A 21264-nucleotide genomic window follows, 5' to 3' on the forward strand; every position below is an offset into this window, starting at 1 on the left:
TCAGTATCTGTACATGTGCTACTCGTTATTCAGAAGTGCCTTGTAGGGTATCTCTCTGGACTTGAAGGAAAGCAGGAACCCTATAATTAAAATCACACCGGCCATCAAGTAAGGAGAGCCCATATGAAAGTCGAATAGTGCACCTGCTGCAATGGGACCTACAATGTTGCCAAGGCTGGTAAAGGCGGAATTTAATCCTGCTACGTAGCCCTGCTGCTCGTCGGCGAACTTGGACATTTGCGTACCAATGGCCGGCCGCAACAGATCAATCGCAAGAAACAGGATAAAGGTAACGGCAATCATGAACCAGAAGGTGTGCGCAAACAGCGTAAGGATGACGAAGAGCGCGGAGACGAGGAGGCTTAACGTAATAACCTTTTTCTCCCCGAACCGATTGATGATCCACCCAAAGATCGTAACCTGCACGACGGCTCCGCTGATCGAACCAAAAGTAATAATGAAGGCAATATCCTTCGGCGTAAATCCGAATTTACGGTCGACGAACAGTCCGAACACGGTCTCAAAGCTAGCAAGTCCGAAGGAAGTGACGAACACCACAATCAAGCTGATAAAATAAGGCGCGCGGTAGGATCGGGTAAGCTGTTCCAGCAGACCGGCTTGTGCCGGCTTTACCGCATCCATGGTGCGGACAGTCTTCGAGGCTTCGGGTAAAAATAGAGCAGTAACAGCCATGGCAAGCAAGCCGCCTGCCGCAGCAGTGGAGAAGGGAACCCGGATTCCGAACTCCGCGATAAATCCGCCAACTCCAGGTCCTATGATAAAACCTGTTGTGATGGCTGCATTAATCAACCCCATGCCTTTTCCGCGTTCCTCGTCATTGGTAACATCAGCTGTATAGGCCATAACGGCAGGCATGACAAGCGCAGCGCTAACTCCTCCCAGCATCCTAGCCAGAAACAGGAGAGGCAGCGTGCTGACGGCGCCGAACATCCACTCCGATATGGAAAAAAGCAGCATGCCGGCTAGAATGATCTTTTTACGGCCTATGGAATCGGATAGCCGACCTGCCAGAGGCGAGAATACGAGCTGCGTGATAGAGAAAGCAGCAACAAGCAAACCGAGCACGCTGCCATTAATATGAAGCAGATTCATATAACTAGGCATAATGGGGATAATGAGCCCAATACCTGTAAAAATAATGAAATTATTCAGCATGAGAAGCATTATCGCTCCTCGGTTTCTTAGCAGTAACGACATGGTGGAGAGCCTCCGTGTGATTTTATATACTGAACGTTCGTTTTGTATTCGTGCATAGGAGACCAAGGATGACTATTCCTCCTCAGATTCCGTCAGCTTATTGCGGGTTATGCCGTTTAGAAATACGGTGATGGCATCTTTATAGAGTACGCGTGTTTTGTGGGGAGAAAGGCTTCGCGATAATTGATTTGCTCCGAAAAAGAGGGCTTCCAATATGACGGCGAGACGTTCCGTATCATTTGGGCCAAATTCACCGCAGTCGATCCCTTCTTGCAGCAGCTTCTGATTAAATTCCAAATGTCTAGCCATCATCTCGGCTATTCTGGATTCGACTTCAGAGGTCTTCTCCTCTTGATGGAAAAACTCATCCGCAGCTTTCGTAAGAGGGTGGTTCAAATCATCATCTGCCAGCTGCTGGGCCACTCCATAAAGCTTATCGGTAGTTGTCTTATACAGATGTACACTTTGTCCCCAGTTAAGAATCCATTCACGGTCCCATTCTTCAATTAAATAAAGGAACAAGCCTTCCTTGCTTTTGAAGTGGTAATAAATATTCCCCTTACTGCTGCCGGTTGTTCTCACAATATCTTCAATTGAAGTCGCTTTATAGCCTTTTTGTACAAAAAGCGCTCGAGCGGCTTCCGCTATTTTTTTCTTGGTTTGTTCGCTTTGGAGCTGTTTTTGGTTCATGACGCCCACTCCTGTTCATCACGCATACTGAACGTTCATTCAGTATCGTAGCATAGTGATTTTCACGGGTCAAGCGACACCTTGGGCTTTCCGAAGCAGCAGTAAGATATTTTTCTCTGCAAATGAGTCGATTTTCTTTGTTTTGCAAAGATGTGCAAACCCGGCAAAATAATCGTACCTCCAATCCAAACCGGTCAAAATAATACGATTGTCCGTCCGGACAACTTCTTATATAGTAAGAGAAATTTGATACGCCTAGGAGGAATACTTAGATGGCCGAGTTTCGTATGCAGTCATTTCAACAGCCTGAATCGACTTACCGGGTTCATCCGTTTTGGTTTTGGAATGGGGAGATGGATGATGACCAAATCCGTTATCAAATCGATGAGATGGCGGATAAAGGGCTGGGCGGATTTTTCGTTTGCGCGAGACAAGGCCTGCAGGTGCCTTATTTGTCCGATGCCTGGTTTCAAAAGGTACGCGTAGCGGTGGAGGCGGCGCAGCGCCGTGGTCTGAACGTCTGGCTGTACGACGAATATCCGTACCCGAGCGGAATTGCGGGTGGAGAGGTGACGCTGGAGCATCCCGAGGCGAAGCACTACACCCTTACCCATCAGGCTGAGCGGGTGCAAGGCGGCGAGCGTCTCTCCGTGGAGCTGCCCTGGGCACGCATTTTGTATGCCAAGGCGATCCCGGTTACCGAGACGGGGGAGAAGCGATGGAACGATGCGGTGGATGTTCGTTCGTCCATCGGGAATTTTCAGGCGGAGCCGATTTTTCAAAAAGCGGGCTTGACCGCCTACAACCAGAAGCGCTTCTTTACGTACCGCACCGTGCAAAAGCTGGAATGGACCGCGCCGGCCGGCGAGTGGGAAGTGCTGGTCGTGCAGGAGAAGGAAATTGAAGACTTCAAATATTACGGCACGTTCGTCGATCCGTGCAATCATGAGGCGATGGCAACCTTTATCCGCTTGACGCATGATAAATATGCGCAGCATTTCGGAGAATACTTCGGCAATACGATTAAAGGCATGTTTACCGATGAAATCGGGCTGCTGGGCAGCATCCCGTGGTCGCCGAAGCTGGCTGAATTTTTCATTGAGCAGCATGGCTACGATCTTCGGGAGCATCTGCATGCGCTGCTGTATGAGGAGGCCGACGAAGCCGCCAAAATTCGCTACGACTACTATCAGGCGATTCATATGCTGCTGCTCGATGCTTATCATAAGCAGGTGCACGACTGGTGCGAGCAGTATGGGCTGAAATATGTGACGGAGGTGCCGTCGGTACGGCATACGACGCAGCTGTACAGCCATGTGCCCGGCGGAGATACCGCACACGAGAAGCTGGGGCGGTCTTTGGATTGGATCCTGAACAATCAGGCGGAGAGCTTCCGCAGCAGCGCCAAAATGGTCAGCTCGATCGCCCGCCAGCTGGGCCGGGAACGCAATCTGATCGAATGCTTCCACAGTGTCGGCTGGTCCATGACGCTGCAGGATGCGAAGTGGATGATTGACCGAATGGCGGCTCAGGGCACGAACTTTTTTAACTTTCATGCGTTTTTCTATACACTGGACAGTCTGATGAAGCATGATGCGCCACCGTCCCAATTTTTGCAAAACCCGTATTGGTCGCATTTCAAGCAATTGGGCGACTATGTCGGACGGGTCAGCTATGTGATGAGCTGCGGTCAGGCAGACATTAAAGTGGCTGTGCTGCAGCCGACGACCACGTTATGGGCGCATATGGGGAATCCGTTCCACCATTTCGACTACGGCGGCAATCAGCCGGAAGAGGAGCGGAAGCTTGCGGATTTGAAAGCGTGGTGGACACGCATCTGCAATGAACTGACATACAGCGGAAGAGACTTCGACCATCTGGATGCGGAGCTGCTGGCGGAAGCCGCCGTCGATCACGGGCATGTCTTGATCGGAAACGCAAGCTATTCGGTCATCATTCTGCCTCCGATGACGAATCTGGAGAGTGGTGCCTGGGCGAAGCTGGAGGCGTTCCTCGCGCAAGGAGGAACCGTCATCAGCATGGGGCAGCTGCCCTACCAAGCCATCGAAGCCGACGGATGGGATGCCGCTGCGGTCACGGCTGCTTTCGGGCTGCCGGATGCTGCACGCGAGTCGTTATGGACCGGCAGCGGGAACGCGGACGGCGCGGCCCAGCTGCAATGGACCAAAGGCGAAGCTCGCGCCTATCATTTGCCGTTTGCCGCATCGGCTGAAGCATCGGCGGTGCTGGGCAGCATGTCCGCGCTGCTCGAGGAGCTGCAGCCGCTTGCAGTGAAGCTGCTGCCGGCCTACGGCGGCAAAAGCTTGCTGATGCAGACGCGTCGCATTGATGCGGATAGCTTCCTTGTGTTCGTCAGCAATCAGGAGGAGGCTGTGCGCGACGTCTCCCTGCAGGTAGCGGAAGCGCTTTGGGCCGCTGACGGAGCGGATGCAGAACGCGAGCGGTTTACAGTTGCCGTTACTGAGCTGTCGCTGGACCGCGGGGATGAAGCCGCGGTGGAAGCCCGGCAGGAGGGAGAGGGCTGGAGTCTGCCGGTCCACCTGGATTCGTATGAGTCCAAATTGTTCCGCTGGACACGCGCCGTTACGCAGGCTGATGGGACAGCGGCAGCAAACGATGGCCGTACAGCTGCCGGGACAAGCCCAGCCGCTCAGGAGAAGCCGTGGAGCCTGACTGTCGACGCTTCCGAATCGACCTTGTGGACGATGCAGACGGAGCAGGCCAATGCGGTACGCCTGGATGCGTTCAAGCTCTCGATCCGGGGGGTGAACGGAGCCTCTAACCAAGGACTAGGGGAAGGCCATGATGACGGTACGCTTGTGCAGGTGAAGACCTTTATCGATCAATGTGCGGATCTGGCCGCTTCGACGAAGCTGCCGGTGAACATGAGCCAGCTGTTCGGCACCCCGATGCGAATCAGCTTGTCGTATCCACTTCAAGCCCGTTATGCTGCTGCCTTGCGGGTGGACCAGCCGCTGGATAAGGTTTGCCTGGTTATGGACCAGGGCGCGGTGTCAGGGAACGGCTCGATCCTTGTAAACGGTCATCGGATCCGGCCGGCGGATTTTGAACGTACCTTCCTGTACGACCATATGAACGTCGGCTATGACATTACTTCATATATACAGCAAGGCGTGAATGAAATCGCCGTCGAGGTGGAGATTGAGCAGGACTGGAACGGCCTGATCGATGCCCTGTACGTTACAGGAGCTTTCCAGGCTGCATTCGATGCGGAGCAGTGTCCTGTATTGAAACGTCCCGTTGTTCAGGAGCTGCCTCTGACGGCGGGTCCTTATCCGGGATATCCGTACTTCGCGGGGACGATTTCTTTCAGCCGTGACGTGCAGTTGGATGCATTGCCTTCCACGTCTTCGTTCGAGCTCTCGTTCGAGGGCTTGGACCCTCAGTTCCATGAGGTGGCCGAGGTGCTGGTGAACGGTCAGTCTCTGGGGGCCCGCGCTTGGATGCCTTACCGCTTCGGTGGGGAGACGAGGCTGCTGCTTGAAGGCTCGAACCGGATTGAGGTTCGGGTGACCAATACTTTGATTGGTTTGCTTGAGGGCAAATATTTCGACTATGCTTTGCACGAGTTGAAGCCTGTCGCAGCTCGTTGGAGCGATGTGCGTTCCATACAGTAAGATGATATGATCCCCGAAATTTAGTTTTTGGTTTTTGGTTTGGTTTAGGTTTAGGTATTGCTTTGATTTAAGTTTGGTCTTGGTCTTGGTCTTGGTTTTTGATTTTGGTTTTTGGTTTTTGGTTTTGGTTTGCCGGTTTTGAGGTGAGATGGCTCCGCCATCCATACCGACCTAGTACCTTAGAGGAAAGGGCCCCCCCTTTCCTCTTTTTTCTTTCTACTCCCCCTGGAGAAAGGGCATTAGCGGAGGGAAAGGGGATGTATCGGAGGAACGAAGTGATCGCCTTTGAAATCGTGAATACACCTTAGAGGACTCCATTTAAAAAATTCACGATTTCAACAGCGGCCGAAGATACATCCCCTTTCCTGCAGCGCCTGCCTTGAATCCGCCTCCCTCCGCGCCCGCCCTTTCTCCCCTTCCACTCAATATTGTCTCAACCCGCAAAATAGTCTCAATCCCTGTCCAAGCTGCGATTATCTTGCCTTTGCCGCGAACAATAATGTACGATTGTCAACCGCTCCAATTTGATTTAAGTTGATACAACGATGAATTCAATTTGAGAGAGGGGAATGGAGAGGATGGCTTTAGTACAACCAGAGCGCATGGCTTCCGGCAATTCCGCGAAATCCCAAGGCCGCCGTAAAGGGGGGCTATTCAAGGATTTAAGCCGCGACAAATATTTATACCTGCTGGCGCTGCCGGGGATCTTGTTTTTTCTAATTTTCAAGTTTGTCCCGATGTGGGGCGTTGTCATTTCATTTCAAAATTATTCTCCGTTCGCCGGCATTACAGGCAGCGAATGGGTGGGCTTCGAGCATTTTCAGCGGTTTTTCTCGAACCCGGATTTTATGCTGCTGTTCCGCAATACGATGGCGATCAATCTGTTGAGCCTGATTTTATTTTTCCCGCTGCCGATCGTGCTTTCCTTGCTGTTAAATGAGCTGCGCAGCGTCATGTACCAACGGATCGTACAGTCGATCGTATACATGCCTCACTTCTTGTCCTGGGTTATTATTTCGGGCTTGACATTCCTGCTGTTTGCGAAGGGCGAGGGCCTGGTCAATAAGCTGCTGGAGGGCGTCGGCTTGGCCCGCGTAGACTTTTTAACGAACCCGGATACCTTCTGGCTTATGCTGACCGTACAGTCCATCTGGAAGGAATGCGGCTGGGGAACGATTTTGTTCCTGGCGGCGATGGCCAGTATTGATCCGGGCGTGTATGAAGCAGCCAAAATCGACGGCGCCGGACGCCTGCGCCAAATGTGGAGCATTACCCTGCCCGCAATTCGCAACGTTATCATTACTTTGCTCATATTGCGGTTGGGACACATGCTGGATGTCGGCTTCGAGCAGGTCTTTCTGATGTATAACGGCGCGGTTTCGCAGGTTGCCGAAGTGTTCGATACTTATGTATACCGTGTCGGGATTCAACAAGGGGAATTCAGCTACAGTACCGCGGCAGGCTTGTTCAAGTCCGTTGTCGGCCTGGCATTGGTAGTCCTGTCCAACTGGATTGCCAAAAAAATGGGAGAAGAAGGCGTATATTAAGCCGAATTCAAAAGGAGGATCACATGAAACAAGGACTGGGCAACCGTCTTTTCAACGTATTTAATATCGCACTGCTGGGTATCGTAGCTATCGTTACGTTTTTCCCGCTCTACTATGTGTTTGTTGTCTCCTTCACCGATCCGACGGAATATTTGAAAAAGAGCTTCGTGCTCTTCCCGCAAACCTGGTCGCTTGAATCGTACAAATTCCTTATGGCGACGGGAGCTTTTCCCAGATCGATCGGTGTCAGCGTGTACATTACGCTCGTCGGAACCGTGCTGAGTTTGGTTGTCACTGCATCTCTGGCTTATGCGTTATCCCGCAAAAGAATGCGCGGCAGACAAATCATGCTGCTCGCGATCCTGGTGACGATTTTGTTCAACCCCGGGATGATCCCGAACTACATGCTCGTTCGCGAGCTGAAGCTGATCGACAGCTTGTGGTCGCTCATTTTGCCGGCACTGGCCAGCGGCTGGAACGTGATTCTGATGAAGGGCTTTTTCGACAGTATCCCTGCGGAGCTGGAGGAATCGGCCTCGATGGACGGCTGCAACGACTTGTCCACGTTTTTCCGTATCATTTTGCCATTGTCGCTGCCATCGCTTGCAGCCTTCGGATTATTTTACGCAGTGGCCTATTGGAATCAATTTTTCAATGCGCTGATTTACATCAACGACGCGACCAAATGGCCGCTTCAGGTCATGCTGCAAAACATTTTGCTCAATGCGAACAACGCTGATCTGCGGATGGATGTGACGACCGTAGCGCCTCCGACAGAAACGTTGAAAATGGCCGCAGTCATTGTGGCAACGGTTCCGATTTTGCTGGTGTATCCTTTCTTGCAAAAGCATTTTGCCAAAGGGGCTATGGTAGGCTCGGTTAAAGGGTAAGCTTCTTCCAGGTAGAGGATTTCAGCTCAAGATGTCGAATCGTGTAAAAAAATTGTTTTTTGGAAGGTGAGCATCTTGACTGGCATACTCCAAACTTGGCTGGGCTATATCCAGAAATATAAATACAACAACCGCTTTTTCCGCAAAAGCCTGGCGATGATTCTAATTATGGCGAGCATTCCGGGACTCATCATCGGGCTGAGCATTTATTGGATCGCGACGAACAATATCGAGGAAGAGCTGCAGCGGCTGCACCAGAATCAAATCAAGAACCGGGCGGTGAATATTGACGATCAGCTGGCTTTCCTGGAAATGACGGTGTCGCACTGGGCATTCGATTCCAAGTTCGACGAGAAGCTGAAATCGATTAATTTCGCATACAACTACGACACGGTGCAGGAAATGTACCGCACGCTGCTCTCGATGGAGAGCGCTCATCCGCTGCTGCAAAAGGTGGAGCTGTTTCTGGATAAGCCGCGTCCGCTGACATTTTCAACGGAAAAATACGCATTCTTGAGCGAGCTGCCCGAGATTGAGAACTACGAGGTGCTGCTGAAGCATGACAAGTCGCTGTTTTGGACGAACCCGTATCCCGCGGCTTCAGGACGGCAGGCGATTTCGATCGTGAACAAAATTCCCGGCGGGAGCAGCGAGCCATTCGGGGCTATTATTGCTACTATCAACCAAGACAGTTTGCAAAAGCTGCTGAACACATTGACGCCCTATGATGAAGGGGTAACGATGCTGTTCAGTGAAACCGACAATGTAAATTTGTCCAGCAGCGCAGCTGCGGGCTCAGAGCTGGATGAGGCCATCCGGCATGCTTATGAGAAGCATCAAGCGGAGCTTGGCGAAGCGTCCGAGCAGAACTCGAAGCCGGAATCGTTTCTTTATGATTACAAAAAGGTGTCGTATTCCGTATCGTACGGGCATTTCAGCCGTCTCGGCCAGACATGGGTTTATATATCCGCGGCACCATTGACATCGATTACGGCTCCGGTGATTGCTATCTCCAAATGGATCCTGATTGTCAGTATTACCGGGCTCGTCTTTGCCTTGCTGCTGTCCTGGTTCGTATCCCGCCGAATTTACTCGCCTGTTCAGCGTCTTGTTACTCTGCTGACCGGTGAGAAGCATGAAGGGGTGCGGGATGAATTCGACCTGATCGAGCAGCACTGGCAGCACTTGTCCAAGGAAAGCGAGTCGATGCGGTACAAGCTGAATGAGCAAATGCCGCTGCTTCGCGAAGGATTTTTTCTCCAATTGGTGCAAGGCTATCTGATTTCGCTTCAGGAGAGCGATATTAAGGAGCGCATGAAGCGTTATGGCTGGGAGACGGAGGAGCGCCAATTCGTAGCCCTGATGTTTCAATTAACCGGCTTCTCCAATCTGGAGGGGCGATTTTCCGCAGGCGATGAGAATTTGGTCACCTTCGCGGCTTCCAACATTATTGAAGAGCTGCTGCGCAACCAGTACGAGCAGGCGGAAATTATTAATTTTCACAATTTCTCAATAGGCGTGCTGCTGTCTTTCCCATCCTCACATCCGGTCAAATGGCTGGAGAACGATTTGGAGCAGGTATGCAATGAGGTTACACGGACGATTAACCGGATTCTGAAAATGCAGGTGACGATATCCGTCAGCAAATGGATTCACAGCGTGAAGCAAATTCCGCATCTGTTCGAGGAAGTGAGGCAAGCGTTGGTATATCGCGATTTGTTGGACGACAATCAGATTATTAAAGCGGAGCATCTGTCCAAGCTCAATGTTTTGAAGGAAAGCAGCTACCCGTTCACCCTGGACAAAGAGATTATTCATGCGATCCGTAACGGGCAGGAAACCGATGCGGTCGATTTAATCAAGCAGTTCATGGACGAGCTTTCGGCCAACGGCTCTACGGAATTTATGCTGCAGCAAGGCATGCTTCAACTGCTGGGAAGTATCCGGTATGCTTCCTTGCAGTCGGGAATGAACCCGGTGCAGCTGTTCGGTACCGTCAATTTGTTCGAGCAGCTGGCCCAGATCAGGGAGCCGGAGGAAATGCTCAAATGGTTCCGGCATAAAGTGATTGCCGTCTTTGTGCAGGAAATGATCAGCCGGCAGGATTACCATTTCAAGCAAATCATCGAGCAGGTCATCCTTTACTTGCATGAGCATTACATGACCCCGCTTTCGTTGGAATCATGCGCAGATCTATTCGGCACGAGTCCTTACACGCTAAGCCGTGCGTTCAAGCAAATTACAGGAATTAACTTTATCGATTTCTTGACGAACATCCGCATCAGCAGCGCCAAAACCCTGCTCATTGAAACGGATATGAAAATTAATGAAGTGGCCGATCGGGTCGGCTACCAGCATAGTTATTTTAACCGCCTGTTTAAAAAGTACGAAGGCATCACGCCAAGCCAATACCGCGAGTTAAACCGCACGGAATAAGGGTTTGCGGCCTTGTGCATTGAAGTGCAAGGCTGCAATATAGTCTCATGTGCTGGATTTGCGGCTACAAAAAAGTACGATTGTCGATCAAAGTCGAATGTACTATCGTCTACCTTGTGCTCGACTTCGACTGGAACCGGAACGGATCGTTTCAATGTCAGAGGATAACCACAAAACAAGGGAGGATCACGAATGAAATTAAAGAGAAGCAAGAAATCAGTTATGGGCTCGCTCGTGCTTATGCTGGCGCTTTCAAGTGTCGTTGCTGCATGTGGTAACAAAAACAACGCCGGAGGGAACGCCGCAGGCGGGAATGAGGGACCTCTGGAAGTGAGTGTAATGACGATTTTGCTCAGCCCTTCACCGGCGGCAGATGACAATAAGATTAAGCAGGCGATCGAGAAAGCAACCAATTCCAAGCTGAAAATTCAGTGGGTTTCCGGTAATAACTACACGGATAAGCTGAACGTGACGCTCGCTTCCGGCGACATTCCGGATCTGGTCACCATCAACGATCCATTCACCTCGGTATTCCGCAATGCGGTAACCCAAGGGGCTTTCTGGGATTTGACACCTTATATTAAGGATTACCCGAACCTGAACTCCAAAATTTCCAAAACCGCTTGGGAATTGACCAAAATGCAGGACGGCAAAAACTACGGGATTCCGCGTCCGCGCCCGGCAGAAGCCGATCAATTTTTCGTAATCCGTAAAGACTGGCTCGACAACCTGGGCTTGAAGGTCCCTACGACAACCGATGAGCTGTACGATGTCATGAAAGCCTTTGCGGAGAAAGATCCGGACAAAAACGGCAAGAACGACACCATTCCGTTGGCAGCTTACATGAACCCGCCTGCCGATATGGGAACGCTTGCTATGATTGAGAACAGCTTTACGGGTGCGAACGTGAAGAACGATAAATGGAAGCTTGTCGACGGCAAAATTGTCAACACGGCGCTGCTGCCTGAAACGCGCAAGTCGCTTGAATATTTGGCGAAAATGTACAAAGAAAAGCTGCTTCCTGAAGACTTCGCTTCTTTGAAGCTGACTCAGGCATCCGATCTGTTCAAAGGCGGCAAAGCCGGGATTATCCTGGAAAAAGCCGGCACGATGAACGATTATTACGAAAAGCTCAAGAAAATCGACCCGAACATGAAGCCGGAGGATTTCTATCCGCTGACCAGCATGAACGGCTACAACCCGAAAGGGCCTGGCTTCTCCGGTATGATCTCGATTCCTAAATCCGTTCCTGAAGCGAAAATGAAACGTATCCTAAAAATGGTCGATACTTGGATGAACGATGACGTATTCGCGATCCAGCAGTACGGTATCGAAGGCGTGGATTACACCGTGAAGGACGGACAAAAAGTCGTGAATACCGAGCAATTGGCGAAAGATAACGGACCGGACTTTAACCAAATCGTTTATGTCGCGGATCCTTATGCCAGCTCGACGAAGGTGTACTTCCCGAAAGAAGCGAACGATCTTTTCAAAAAAATCCAGGACGAGCGTGAGAAAACGAGCGTAGCCGACGTAAGTATCGGTTTGTACTCTCCAACTGTTCAAAAGCTGCTTCCTGAGTTCGAGAAAAAAGTGCAAGACTTGAAAACGAAAATTATTTTGGGCCGCGAGCCGATTACCGCTTGGGATGACTTCGTAGCCAAAGCGAAAACCGATGCCGACCTGGCCAAGATGAGTCAAGAGATGACGGATGCGTATCAAAAACGCAGCGGCGGAGCGGCGAAGTAACAAAGGGTTGCTGCTTCAGTGAAGGATTGAAAGTAAATGATGAAAGGGGCGGGCAGATTCCGCCCCTTTACTAATGAAACAAAGTTAGGTGAAGCGGATACGGATTCAACGGGCTTCAATGGGGAGGAAGAAAATGATGACTGAGCGTTACATCGATATCAACGAAAGCATCTTCGCCAAATGCGGGGATCGCGTTAGTGAAATATTAGCCACGGTAGCAGACCGGTATGTAGGCAGTAATCCGCCGCATCCGATGACCTACCGGGCTTTTTGCGCTGACGGCATTTTGAAAAAGCACGATTACAGCTACAATTTTAATCTGACGGAGCGGTTCCCGAGCCTGGAGAACGGGCAGCTTGTCTATGCCTGGTGCAAATATTGGAGCGATGCTGAAGCTCCGTTGAACTTTATTCTGTACTGCTACGGTCCGTTGATCTTGTATGCCAACGGGGCGCAAATTTATAAGGCGAACATTGCAGATGAATTGAATCCGAAGCGCAGAACAGTCGTGACGGTCCCGATGAACAAAGGGTGGAATCATCTCGTGTTCCAATTCACGAAGACGGAAGCAGGCTGCGGCGGTTCCCTCGGACCGGGCTCGTATAAGAGCAATCCGGTTCATTTTCTTGCGCCTTCGCCGGAACGTTCCGGTCACGAGGGCTGGATTTATTCCGAGCCGCAAAATGCGGTGTGGAGCGAGCTGCCGGGTGAAGGCAGCACCGAGGCCGATCATGGCGTGACCTGGTATCCGAAGCTGCAGTGGAACGCTGCAGAGCAGGAGAACAATCCGATCGCGCGCATCTTCGGCAAGCTGGAGGGAGCCTATGCGCTTGCTTGGACCAAGCTTCGCTCCTTCTCGCAGCAGGTCCGCGAGGTGGAGCTTACCGGCTGTGCGGCCGGGAAGATCGCCGTCTATCTGGACGGTGACCTGAAATGTACGGTCGACAAGGCCGGAGCGTTCCGTGTCGGGCTGAGCTTGTCCTATGGCGAGCATGACTTGACGGTTCAAAGCTTCGGCTCCGGTGAAGCTGTAGGCTTCAAGCTGGATTCGCTGCCTGACGGAGTGCAGCTGGTAGAACCGTACCCCGTGCATGGAAGTAAGGATGCTTGGCTGTATTTGGGGCCATTTGCGGCCCATGAGACCGTGCCTGATTTGGCCGATTCCCTTCGCTCCCTGGTGGAGACGGAAGCAGGCGGGACGTTCTGGCGGTTGGATCAACCGAACACCTGGGTGCGCCCGTTTACGGAAAATGCGCTGTTCGGCAAATGGAATTATCCGCTTGGCGTAACCCTGTACGGCATGCTACAGACAGGCAAGCTGCTGGAGCGCGACGACCTGCTCCAATATGTATACAAGCATGTGGAAACATGCACCCGACTGTACGGCTATGCCTTGTGGGACAAGGAGCAGTACGGCGCATCAGGTGTACTGAATACTTTGGCTACACTCGACAGCCTGGACGACTGCGGCTCTTTCGGCGCAACGATGCTGCTTGCTTTGCAGGAGCAAAAGCTGGAGGGCGCCGAGCGTATTGCGGATGTGATCGCAGACTACATCAGCACCGGACAGGAGCGGCTCCCGGACGGGGAATTGTACCGGAAGCCGCGTCATGTGGATTTCCCGAACGCGACGCTCTGGTGCGACGACCTGTATATGAGCGTGCCTTACTTGTGCCGCTGCTACCAACGGACAGGGGAAATCAGCTTCCTGGAGGATGCAGCGAACCAATTCATTCAGTTCAAGAAGCGGCTTTACATTCCTGAGCTGCAAATTATGTCCCACGTCTATGACTTCGGGATCGATAAACCGACCCGGATTGCTTGGGGACGCGGTAACGGCTGGGTATTATTCTCGTTATCCGAGCTGCTGGCCGTCCTTCCGGAAAATCACGGTCAACGCGCCGAGCTCATCCAATTCTTCAACGAATTGTGCGAGGGATACCTGCGTTTGCAGGGAGTTAGCGGTCTGTGGCATCAAGTATTGACCGAGCCGGAGTCCTACGAGGAAACGTCCTGCACATCCATGTTCCTGTACGCATACGCCCGCGGCGTCAGATATGGTTGGATCACCGATACCGAGAAATATATCGCTGCCATCCACAAAGGCTGGAACGGCATGGCCCGGATTTCGATCGATAAATTCGGGAACGTCTATGGGGTCTGCCGCGGCTCCGGGTATTCCTACAGTGTAGGCTACTATAAGGATGATCTTTCCTGGCTGCTCAACGATACGCACGGGATCGGCATCGTCTTGCTGGCAGGTATCGAGGTACTGCAATTGGAGCGTCATCTGGCAGCCGGCAAGACTGGTGCTGCAGCGGTATAGAGAAGCCGTTTCTGATGTAATATAGACCCGGCAAAATGGATGAACGGCTGGAAGCAAGAACAAAGAGCCGTGCTTTTTGTTCAATAAGCAGACATGTTCCCTGCCGGTACTTGAGCGATTGGCAAAATTTTGAGAAGATAGTGCAAGAAAGGCGCAAGGGGGCGAAACAGACGTGAAACGATTGATTTACCGGGCCCAATGGCTGGAAGGGCAGGACGAGCAGGGATTGCAAAGCTTGCTGTCCGACAAGGACGCGGCAGTTCAGCGGCATGTCGATGGCGGGGGCATTATGACCATTGCAGCCTATAAGTGGCAGCATCATGTTTTTTTGTACTATGAGTGCATCCGGGAGGTCATTCAGCCGGAAGAGCTGTTCCCGTCGGCGGAGCCGTTCTTGGAGGATTGGCCCGGGAAAGCGGAGAAACGCAAATGGATGCCGATGATCGACGTGTTTCATTTTAACGAGCCGGTCAGCTATGAGCATTGGCTTCGCAAGGAGCCGGTGGAGCGGCGGGCGGGGCGCGTTGCGCATCTGAAGCCGGAGATGATCAGCAGTTATATTTATTATCATTATCAGCTTCAGGAAGAGAGAGCCTTCCTTGGCGACAAGTATGAGATTATTGCCCTGCACGACAATCTGATGTTCGGCTATCAGGAATTTCCGAAGGTCATCGAAGAGCCGCTTGCGCCGAAGAAGCTGCAAACGAAAGGGACGCCGGAGAACTGGAACGATTCCCGGATGGACCTGCACTTTCAGGCCTGGGAGGACGGGCACCTGTATTTCAAGCATATTGACCCGATTTTCACCCTTTATTGCGGTGATCGGTGATAACTAGGCAGTCGAGCCAATGAGAGCGACTACAGAAGGAGATGAATAGGGTGGTTTTCAATATCCGGGATTTCGGTGCCGTCGGTGATGCGACGACCAAAGATACGAAAAGCATTCAAGCGGCCATCGACCGCTGCTTCGAGCAGGGGGGCGGCACCGTGCTTGTTCCGAAGGGAGAGTATTTGTCGGGAACGCTGCTGTTGAGATCGAACGTCAATCTGCATTTGGATGCGGCAGCCCGTATCGTAAGCAGTATGGAGGAGCAGGATTTTGAAGCTCCCTTCTCTGAAGGGCCGGATGTTCAGGCGCTTAGCGAGGGGCAAGGCAGCAGTGCGCTTATTTGTGCCCGGCATGCGGACAAGGTATCGATTACCGGATTCGGCACGATTGACGGACGCGGAGAGCATTTTCTCGAGCCGGAGGACGGCGTAAGCGACTATGTGCTGCTGCCGCTCGGCGGCTTCCGCCCGAAGCTGATTGACTTTGAAGGCTGTACGGATGTGCTGTTTCGGGATGTCACTTTGTACCGTGCTTCCTCCTGGGGCCTTCATATGACCGGGTGCAGCCGGGTGAACGTCGATGCTATCAAAATTCTCGGACAGCTGCGCGGACCGAACAATGACGGGATCGACCCGGACAGCTGCAAGGACGTTCATATCTCGAACTGCCACATTGAAACGGGCGACGATTGCATTGTGGTCAAAACGACGAAATACGGTGCAGAGCGTTACGGCGCGTGCGAGAATATTACGGTGACGAACTGCACGCTGACCTCACATGATTCCGCAATCAAGATCGGAACCGAAACACATGGAGATATCCGCAACATTACGGTGACTAATTGTGTCATTCGCAACTCCAACCGGGGGATGGGACTGTGGGTTCGGGACGGCGCGACCGTGGAAAATATTTTATTCTCCAACATTACCGTCGAAACGCGTCTGTTCAGCGATGAGGAGGAAACGAAGCGGGAGCTGCGCTGGTGGGGCAAAAGCGAGCCGATCTTCATTACGGCGGAACGCCGCAAAGGGGCGACCTGGGCTCCAGGCCGCATTCGCAACATCCGGTTCGATCACATTCTGGTGGAGGCCGAGGGCGGCGTGTACTTGGAAGGCTCGGAGGAAAGCGTCATCGAGGATATCTCAATCCGCGGCCTGAAGCTGGCGATGCGCCGCAAAAGCGGATACCCGGGCGGGGTGTTCGATACCCAGCCGTCGGAGCGCGGGGTGTTCCCGCACCATATCCCGGCCGTATTTTGCCGCTATGCGAAGAACGTATCGCTTGACGGCGTAGAAATCGTATGGGACGGCGAGCCGAATCCGCACTGGTCCCACGCAATGTACGGCGAGCAGATCGAGCGCCTGACGATCAAAGGCTTCCGCGGCGCACCGGCCGCTGCCGGCATCGATAGCGCCATTGCTTTGAAGCGGGTACGGGAGCTTTCCGTGGAGCAATGTAAAGCGGAAGAGGGAACAGGCACCTTCCTTTCCTTGGAAGAGGTGGCGCCTGACGGTCTGTTCGTCGTTGGCAATGATTTCTCCAAGGCGCGCCAGGGGGTTGCTTTTGCCGACGGCACCGCGCCGGATTATTTTGCAGCGGCCAATAGGCCTGCGAAGCAGTCATAGTTTATGTACGTAAGTTAAGGAAGCCCGGTCGGACAACAGGTCCGCCGGGTTTCTATTTTTTTTGTAAACATATGAAATTAGGCAAGTTTACTAGATTCTCCTGTGATAGAATGAGTTTAGGCGTATAGCCTAATTTTTTCCAAATTAAAGGAGGAGAAGTGAAGTGAAAAGGTACAACCGTCTGTCTCGTGTCGCTTGTGCATTAGCCTTGTCCGCAGCCGTTCTGCTGTCCGTAGTGCTACCTGCTCCGCAGGTTCGAGCGGAAGGCCCGTCCGATCCGGCCCCTGTCATCCAGCCTGCAGGCACAGCGAATGGGAAAAAGGTACTGTTCGACAACACCCATGGACAAACCGCCGGTGCGGCCGACTGGGTGATCGACGGGGGCTTCTCCGATTTTGGCAACGCGCTTGCCGGTGCCGGCTACTATGTGAAGGAGCTGCGCAAAGCGACGCCGATTACCTTGTCCGATTTGACCGGATACGATGTATTGGTCATCGGGGAGGCGAATATTCCTTACAAAACATCCGAGCAGACAGCTTTGCTTAATTATGTGCAAAATGGCGGCAGTATCTTTTTCATCGGAGATCATTACAATGCCGACCGGAATAAAAACCGTTGGGACGCATCGGAAGTGTTCAACGGCTATCGACGGGGTGCCTGGAGCAATCCGGCCCAAGGCATGAGTACAGAGGAGGCGGCGTCCGCAGCCATGCAAGGCGTAGCCAGCTCCGATTGGCTGGGCAGCAATTTCGGCGTGCTGTTCCGGTATAACGCGCTGGGGGATATTACTGCTAACAATATTGTCGCACCCGGCCAAGCGTTTAACATTACAAGCGGTGTGTCCACGGTAGCGATGCATGCGGGTTCGACCTTGGCCATTATGGATCCCCAGAAGGCCAAAGGGATCGTCTACTTGCCGGCGACAAGCACGAAATGGGCAAGCGCCGTTGATCAAGGCGTCTATGCCGGAGGCGGAGTGGCCGAAGGTCCTTTTGTCGCGGTAGCCAAGGTCGGCGCCGGGAAGGCCGGCTTCATCGGCGATTCCTCGCCGGTGGAGGATGCGACGCCGAAATACAAGCGTGAGGAGACGGGCGCTTCGAAGACAACGTACGACGGCTTCCAGGAGCAGAACGATGCGGCGCTGCTGGTGAATCTGGTGAATTGGCTGGCAACGCCGGAAAGCTATACGAGCTTGAGCCAGGTTTCCGGGCTGACGCTGGATACGGCAACGCCACTACTCGCCATGGAGACGCCGCAGACCTCAACCGAGCCGCAAGCGGAGCCATGGGCTGCCCCGGCAGCAGGATATAAGTGGTGGGATCCGACCACCTTTAAATCCGGCTCTTACGGTTATGCGACGTCCGGTGGCGGCGGAGGCGGGGGAACGGGCGTATTTTTCTCCGAGTATGTGGAAGGAAGCAGCTACAACAAGGCATTGGAGATTTATAACGGCTCGGGGGCATCCATCGACCTCAGCGGCTACAGCATCGCCCAGTCGAACACGACGTCGACCATTGCTTTGAGCGGTACATTGGCGAACGGAAGCGTCTATGTCATCGCCCATCCGAATGCCTCCAGCACGCTGCTGGCCAAGGCTAATGCTACCAGCTCGACGATCTCCTTCAACGGGGACGATTCGGTGACATTGATGAACGGCAGCACGGCGATCGATGTCATAGGCACATCGGGCACCTCCTTCGGTACGGATAAGACGTTGGTGCGCAAAAGCTCCGTTACGGCGGGCAGTACCTCCTATGTGTCCACGGAGTGGGACTCGTATGCCGCCGATACCTTTACGTATTTAGGCAGCCATACGGTGATGTCGACGAACAACGCGCCGGTTGTCGCTAGCGCCATCGCCGACCGTTCGGCGGCAGCGGGCAGCGGAGCCTTGACGATTGACATTTCAGGCACGTTCACAGATGCCGACGGCGACGCCTTAACGCTCACGGCAGCCTCCAGCAGCAGTGTAACGGCGTCTGCCTCTGTCAGCGGCACCACCTTGACGGTAACGCCTGTTGCAGCGGGGACGGCAACCATCACCGTTACAGCCAATGACGGCAAGGGAGGCACGGTGTCTGACGCGTTTACTGTCACCGTTACCTCCGTCGCGACAACCTCGCTGAGCGAAGCGTTCGAAACCGGGACCAAGACGGCTTATGCCGCTGCGAATGTCACACTGGGCTCGGGATCATGGTACTTTGACAATGCGCTGATCGGCAACAGCACGACGGACAAGAAGAACGGCACCCAGTCGGCACGGGTAAAAGCAGCAGGGGCGATCACGATGAATTTCAACGTGACGGGCGCGGCTGCGGTTTCCGTGAAGCATGCCAACTTCGGCTCCGATACGGGAGCCAGCTGGAAGCTTCAGAAGTCGCTGGATAACGGAGCGTCATGGACGGATGTAGGATCGACGTACACAAGCTCCGCATCCCTTGCTTCCCAGACGATTACGGTGGGGGAAAGCGGCGCGGTCCGATTCCGTATTGTCGTCTCGGGCACATCGGGCAGCCGGTTGAACTTCGACGACTTCACGATTTCAAACTGATTTCATCATCATTCCTGGCTGTTCATGCAAAAAGCCGTCACGAATCTGTGACGGCTTTTTCCGGTAGGCAAGACAACCTTCGTCTACTTGACAAACGCATACCATCTGGACAGATGGCGAAGCCGTTTATCCTTGTTGGAGGAGGGAAGAGGGGAAGCAGCTCTAGATGGACCTTCTAAAATTAACGGGGCGGTAAAGGCTGACCCGAGTAAGGGTAGCTGTATTTCAGCTCCTCGTCAAAGGTCACATAATCTAGGTTCACCATGAGCAGCAAATAACGCATGCCCGTGTTCGGATCACTGATAATAATGTGATCGCGGCCAGCCGCTTCGATCCGGCCCTTGAATATTTTCGCATTCCATTCGCTGTTGTTTTCATACGTCATGTAGAACGTGCCTATCTTGCCCAGGTTCAAACGTAAAATATTTTCGATAAAGGACTGCTCCAGAGGGAGCTGGGAGACCGTGGTGCCCTGAGGAGAGATGTAAGACCCGCTTGGCACCTGCGGCGGCTGCATTTGCTGTGTCTGGGGAGCATATTGCGGAAATTGCCCGCCTGCCTGAGGGGGATACCCGGGATAACTGTAAGCGGGAGTCCCTGACGGCCGGTAAGGAAGGTTCGTCATGTTTGGAAATTCCTCCTTCAATGGAATGAATATTGTTTTCCTACACTTATACCTATTATGGTGGCTTGGACAATTAGCACCTTTCGGAGAAGAAAAAAGCCGAGCTTTTTCCGAGAGCTTGTTTCACGTCCTTCAGTTCCCTGCAAAAGGCTGCAACGCAAAAAAAGCCACCGCACCGGGCGGCAGCTTCTCGCATTTTGTAGCCGATATTAAAAGTTAAAGTTATCCGGGTCAGGGCCGAACCGGTGGTTTTCGTTCAATGCATCCAGCTTGGCGATATCTTCCTCCGAAAGGGAGAAGTCGAATATATTGCCGTTTTCACGGATGCGCGCTTCGGTAACGGACTTCGGAATGGTGACGATACCGTTCTGCAAATCCCAGCGCAAAATAATTTGAGCTGCCGATTTGCCGTATTTCGCAGCAAGCTCGGTCAGGACCGGAATGTCCAGATTGCCTTGCATGAGAGGGCTCCAGGCCTCCAGCTGAATCCGGTGGGCTGCGCAGAAGCTGCGCAGCTCCTGTTGGGTCAGACGCGGATGGCATTCAACCTGGTTTACCATCGGTACGACTTCGCTTCCCGCGAGCAGCTCCTCGAGATGGTGCACTTGAAAGTTGCTAACGCCGATAGCGCGGACCGCGCCGTCCTTGTACAGCTTCTCCAGCGCACGCCACGTGTCTTTATACTTACCCTGGACCGGCCAGTGGATCAGATAAAGATCGATGACCTCCAGATCCAGCTTCCTGCGGCTTTCTTCAAAAGCGCGCAAAGTCGAATCGTAGCCTTGGTCGGCATTCCATACCTTGGTCGTAATAAACAGCTCTTCGCGGGCTGCGCCGCCTTCCTTAATCCCTGCTCCTACGCCGGCCTCGTTGTTGTAGGCTGCGGCTGTATCGATGCTGCGATAGCCGGCCTGAATAGCCGTTTTGACCGATTGAATGACCTCATCGCCATCCTTCGTTTTCCAAACGCCAAGTCCAAGCCAAGGCATTTTAACTCCATTATGTAATACAGTGCTGTCGGAAATATGCTGGATCATGGGGTTCCTCCTACGCTTTGAAATGGTTTTTGAATGCAAGAGCCTTTCTTTATTATCATACCACGCGGAGTCGCAGGAATGA

14 protein-coding genes are annotated in these 21264 nt (G+C 52.8%); 10 read left to right on the forward strand and 4 right to left on the reverse strand.

Annotated features, from left to right (window positions below; all coding sequences use genetic code 11):
* Positions 1–18: 18 nt before the first annotated feature.
* A complete protein-coding gene (locus CF651_RS05655; RefSeq protein WP_094013886.1) occupies positions 19–1218 on the reverse strand; it encodes an MFS transporter in 1200 nt (399 codons plus the stop codon).
* 72 nt (positions 1219–1290) lie between these two features.
* Positions 1291–1908 carry a TetR/AcrR family transcriptional regulator gene (locus tag CF651_RS05660; RefSeq protein ID WP_094013887.1) on the reverse strand — a complete coding sequence of 206 codons (618 nt, stop codon included), beginning with the start codon at positions 1906–1908 and terminating at the stop codon, positions 1291–1293.
* A 272-nt stretch (positions 1909–2180) separates the two neighbouring features.
* Here CF651_RS05660 and CF651_RS05665 point away from each other — a divergent pair, with 272 nt between their 5' ends.
* The 9 genes from CF651_RS05665 to CF651_RS05705 all read left to right on the forward strand — a co-directional run bounded on the left by CF651_RS05665 (position 2181) and on the right by CF651_RS05705 (position 19520).
* Positions 2181–5567 carry a glycosyl hydrolase gene (locus CF651_RS05665; protein ID WP_094013888.1) on the forward strand — a complete coding sequence of 1129 codons (3387 nt, stop codon included), beginning with the start codon at positions 2181–2183 and terminating at the stop codon, positions 5565–5567.
* A gap of 602 nt (positions 5568–6169) precedes the next feature.
* Complete coding sequence (locus CF651_RS05670; RefSeq protein WP_425436223.1) at positions 6170–7114, forward strand: ABC transporter permease; 945 nt, start codon at positions 6170–6172, stop codon at positions 7112–7114.
* A gap of 23 nt (positions 7115–7137) precedes the next feature.
* The gene (locus CF651_RS05675) at positions 7138–8004 is read left to right on the forward strand and encodes a carbohydrate ABC transporter permease (RefSeq protein ID WP_094013890.1); all 867 of its coding nucleotides are present in this window, start codon (positions 7138–7140) and stop codon (positions 8002–8004) included.
* A 75-nt stretch (positions 8005–8079) separates the two neighbouring features.
* Positions 8080–10440, forward strand: a complete 2361-nt coding sequence (locus CF651_RS05680) for a helix-turn-helix domain-containing protein (protein WP_094013891.1) — start codon at positions 8080–8082, stop codon at positions 10438–10440.
* 192 nt (positions 10441–10632) lie between these two features.
* Positions 10633–12189, forward strand: a complete 1557-nt coding sequence (locus CF651_RS05685; RefSeq protein WP_094013892.1) for an extracellular solute-binding protein — start codon at positions 10633–10635, stop codon at positions 12187–12189.
* Between the two features lie 133 nt (positions 12190–12322).
* The gene (locus tag CF651_RS05690; RefSeq protein WP_245855723.1) at positions 12323–14515 is read left to right on the forward strand and encodes a glycoside hydrolase family 88/105 protein; all 2193 of its coding nucleotides are present in this window, start codon (positions 12323–12325) and stop codon (positions 14513–14515) included.
* A 172-nt stretch (positions 14516–14687) separates the two neighbouring features.
* Positions 14688–15344: a hypothetical protein gene (locus CF651_RS05695; protein WP_094013894.1), complete on the forward strand. Its 657-nt coding sequence runs from the start codon at positions 14688–14690 to the stop codon at positions 15342–15344.
* A 50-nt stretch (positions 15345–15394) separates the two neighbouring features.
* Positions 15395–16969, forward strand: coding sequence for a glycoside hydrolase family 28 protein (locus CF651_RS05700; protein ID WP_179232697.1), 1575 nt, complete (start codon positions 15395–15397; stop codon positions 16967–16969).
* A 208-nt stretch (positions 16970–17177) separates the two neighbouring features.
* Positions 17178–19520 carry a lamin tail domain-containing protein gene (locus CF651_RS05705; protein WP_245855752.1) on the forward strand — a complete coding sequence of 781 codons (2343 nt, stop codon included), beginning with the start codon at positions 17178–17180 and terminating at the stop codon, positions 19518–19520.
* A gap of 181 nt (positions 19521–19701) precedes the next feature.
* On the opposite strand, the gene gerQ is transcribed toward CF651_RS05705, so the two are convergent.
* The gene (gene gerQ / locus CF651_RS05710; protein ID WP_094013896.1) at positions 19702–20145 is read right to left on the reverse strand and encodes a spore coat protein GerQ; all 444 of its coding nucleotides are present in this window, start codon (positions 20143–20145) and stop codon (positions 19702–19704) included.
* On the opposite strand from gerQ, the gene CF651_RS05715 reads away from it, so the two are divergent.
* Complete coding sequence (locus CF651_RS05715; protein ID WP_094013897.1) at positions 20144–20365, forward strand: hypothetical protein; 222 nt, start codon at positions 20144–20146, stop codon at positions 20363–20365. The genes gerQ and CF651_RS05715 overlap by 2 nt on opposite strands.
* Here CF651_RS05715 and CF651_RS05720 read toward each other — a convergent pair.
* Complete coding sequence (locus tag CF651_RS05720) at positions 20355–21182, reverse strand: aldo/keto reductase (RefSeq protein WP_094014101.1); 828 nt, start codon at positions 21180–21182, stop codon at positions 20355–20357. The two genes, CF651_RS05715 and CF651_RS05720, sit on opposite strands and share 11 nt — an antisense overlap.
* Between the last annotated feature and the right edge of the window lie 82 nt (positions 21183–21264).

It is taken from the genome of Paenibacillus rigui (assembly GCF_002234615.1).
Classification (GTDB): Bacteria; Bacillota; Bacilli; order Paenibacillales; family NBRC-103111; genus Paenibacillus_S; species Paenibacillus_S rigui.

Bases quoted from the DNA above. Each gene is read 5' to 3' on its own strand.
- CF651_RS05665 (WP_094013888.1), top strand. From the start codon at position 2,181: ATGGCCGAGTTTCGTATGCAGTCATTTCAACAGCCTGAATCGACTTAC.
- CF651_RS05655 (WP_094013886.1), bottom strand. From the start codon at position 1,218: ATGTCGTTACTGCTAAGAAACCGAGGAGCGATAATGCTTCTCATGCTG.
- CF651_RS05715 (WP_094013897.1), top strand. From the start codon at position 20,144: ATGTTTGGAAATTCCTCCTTCAATGGAATGAATATTGTTTTCCTACAC.
- CF651_RS05690 (WP_245855723.1), top strand. From the start codon at position 12,323: ATGATGACTGAGCGTTACATCGATATCAACGAAAGCATCTTCGCCAAA.
- CF651_RS05670 (WP_425436223.1), top strand. From the start codon at position 6,170: ATGGCTTCCGGCAATTCCGCGAAATCCCAAGGCCGCCGTAAAGGGGGG.
- CF651_RS05660 (WP_094013887.1), bottom strand. From the start codon at position 1,908: ATGAACCAAAAACAGCTCCAAAGCGAACAAACCAAGAAAAAAATAGCG.
- gerQ (WP_094013896.1), bottom strand. From the start codon at position 20,145: ATGACGAACCTTCCTTACCGGCCGTCAGGGACTCCCGCTTACAGTTAT.
- CF651_RS05720 (WP_094014101.1), bottom strand. From the start codon at position 21,182: ATGATCCAGCATATTTCCGACAGCACTGTATTACATAATGGAGTTAAA.
- CF651_RS05675 (WP_094013890.1), top strand. From the start codon at position 7,138: ATGAAACAAGGACTGGGCAACCGTCTTTTCAACGTATTTAATATCGCA.
- CF651_RS05685 (WP_094013892.1), top strand. From the start codon at position 10,633: ATGAAATTAAAGAGAAGCAAGAAATCAGTTATGGGCTCGCTCGTGCTT.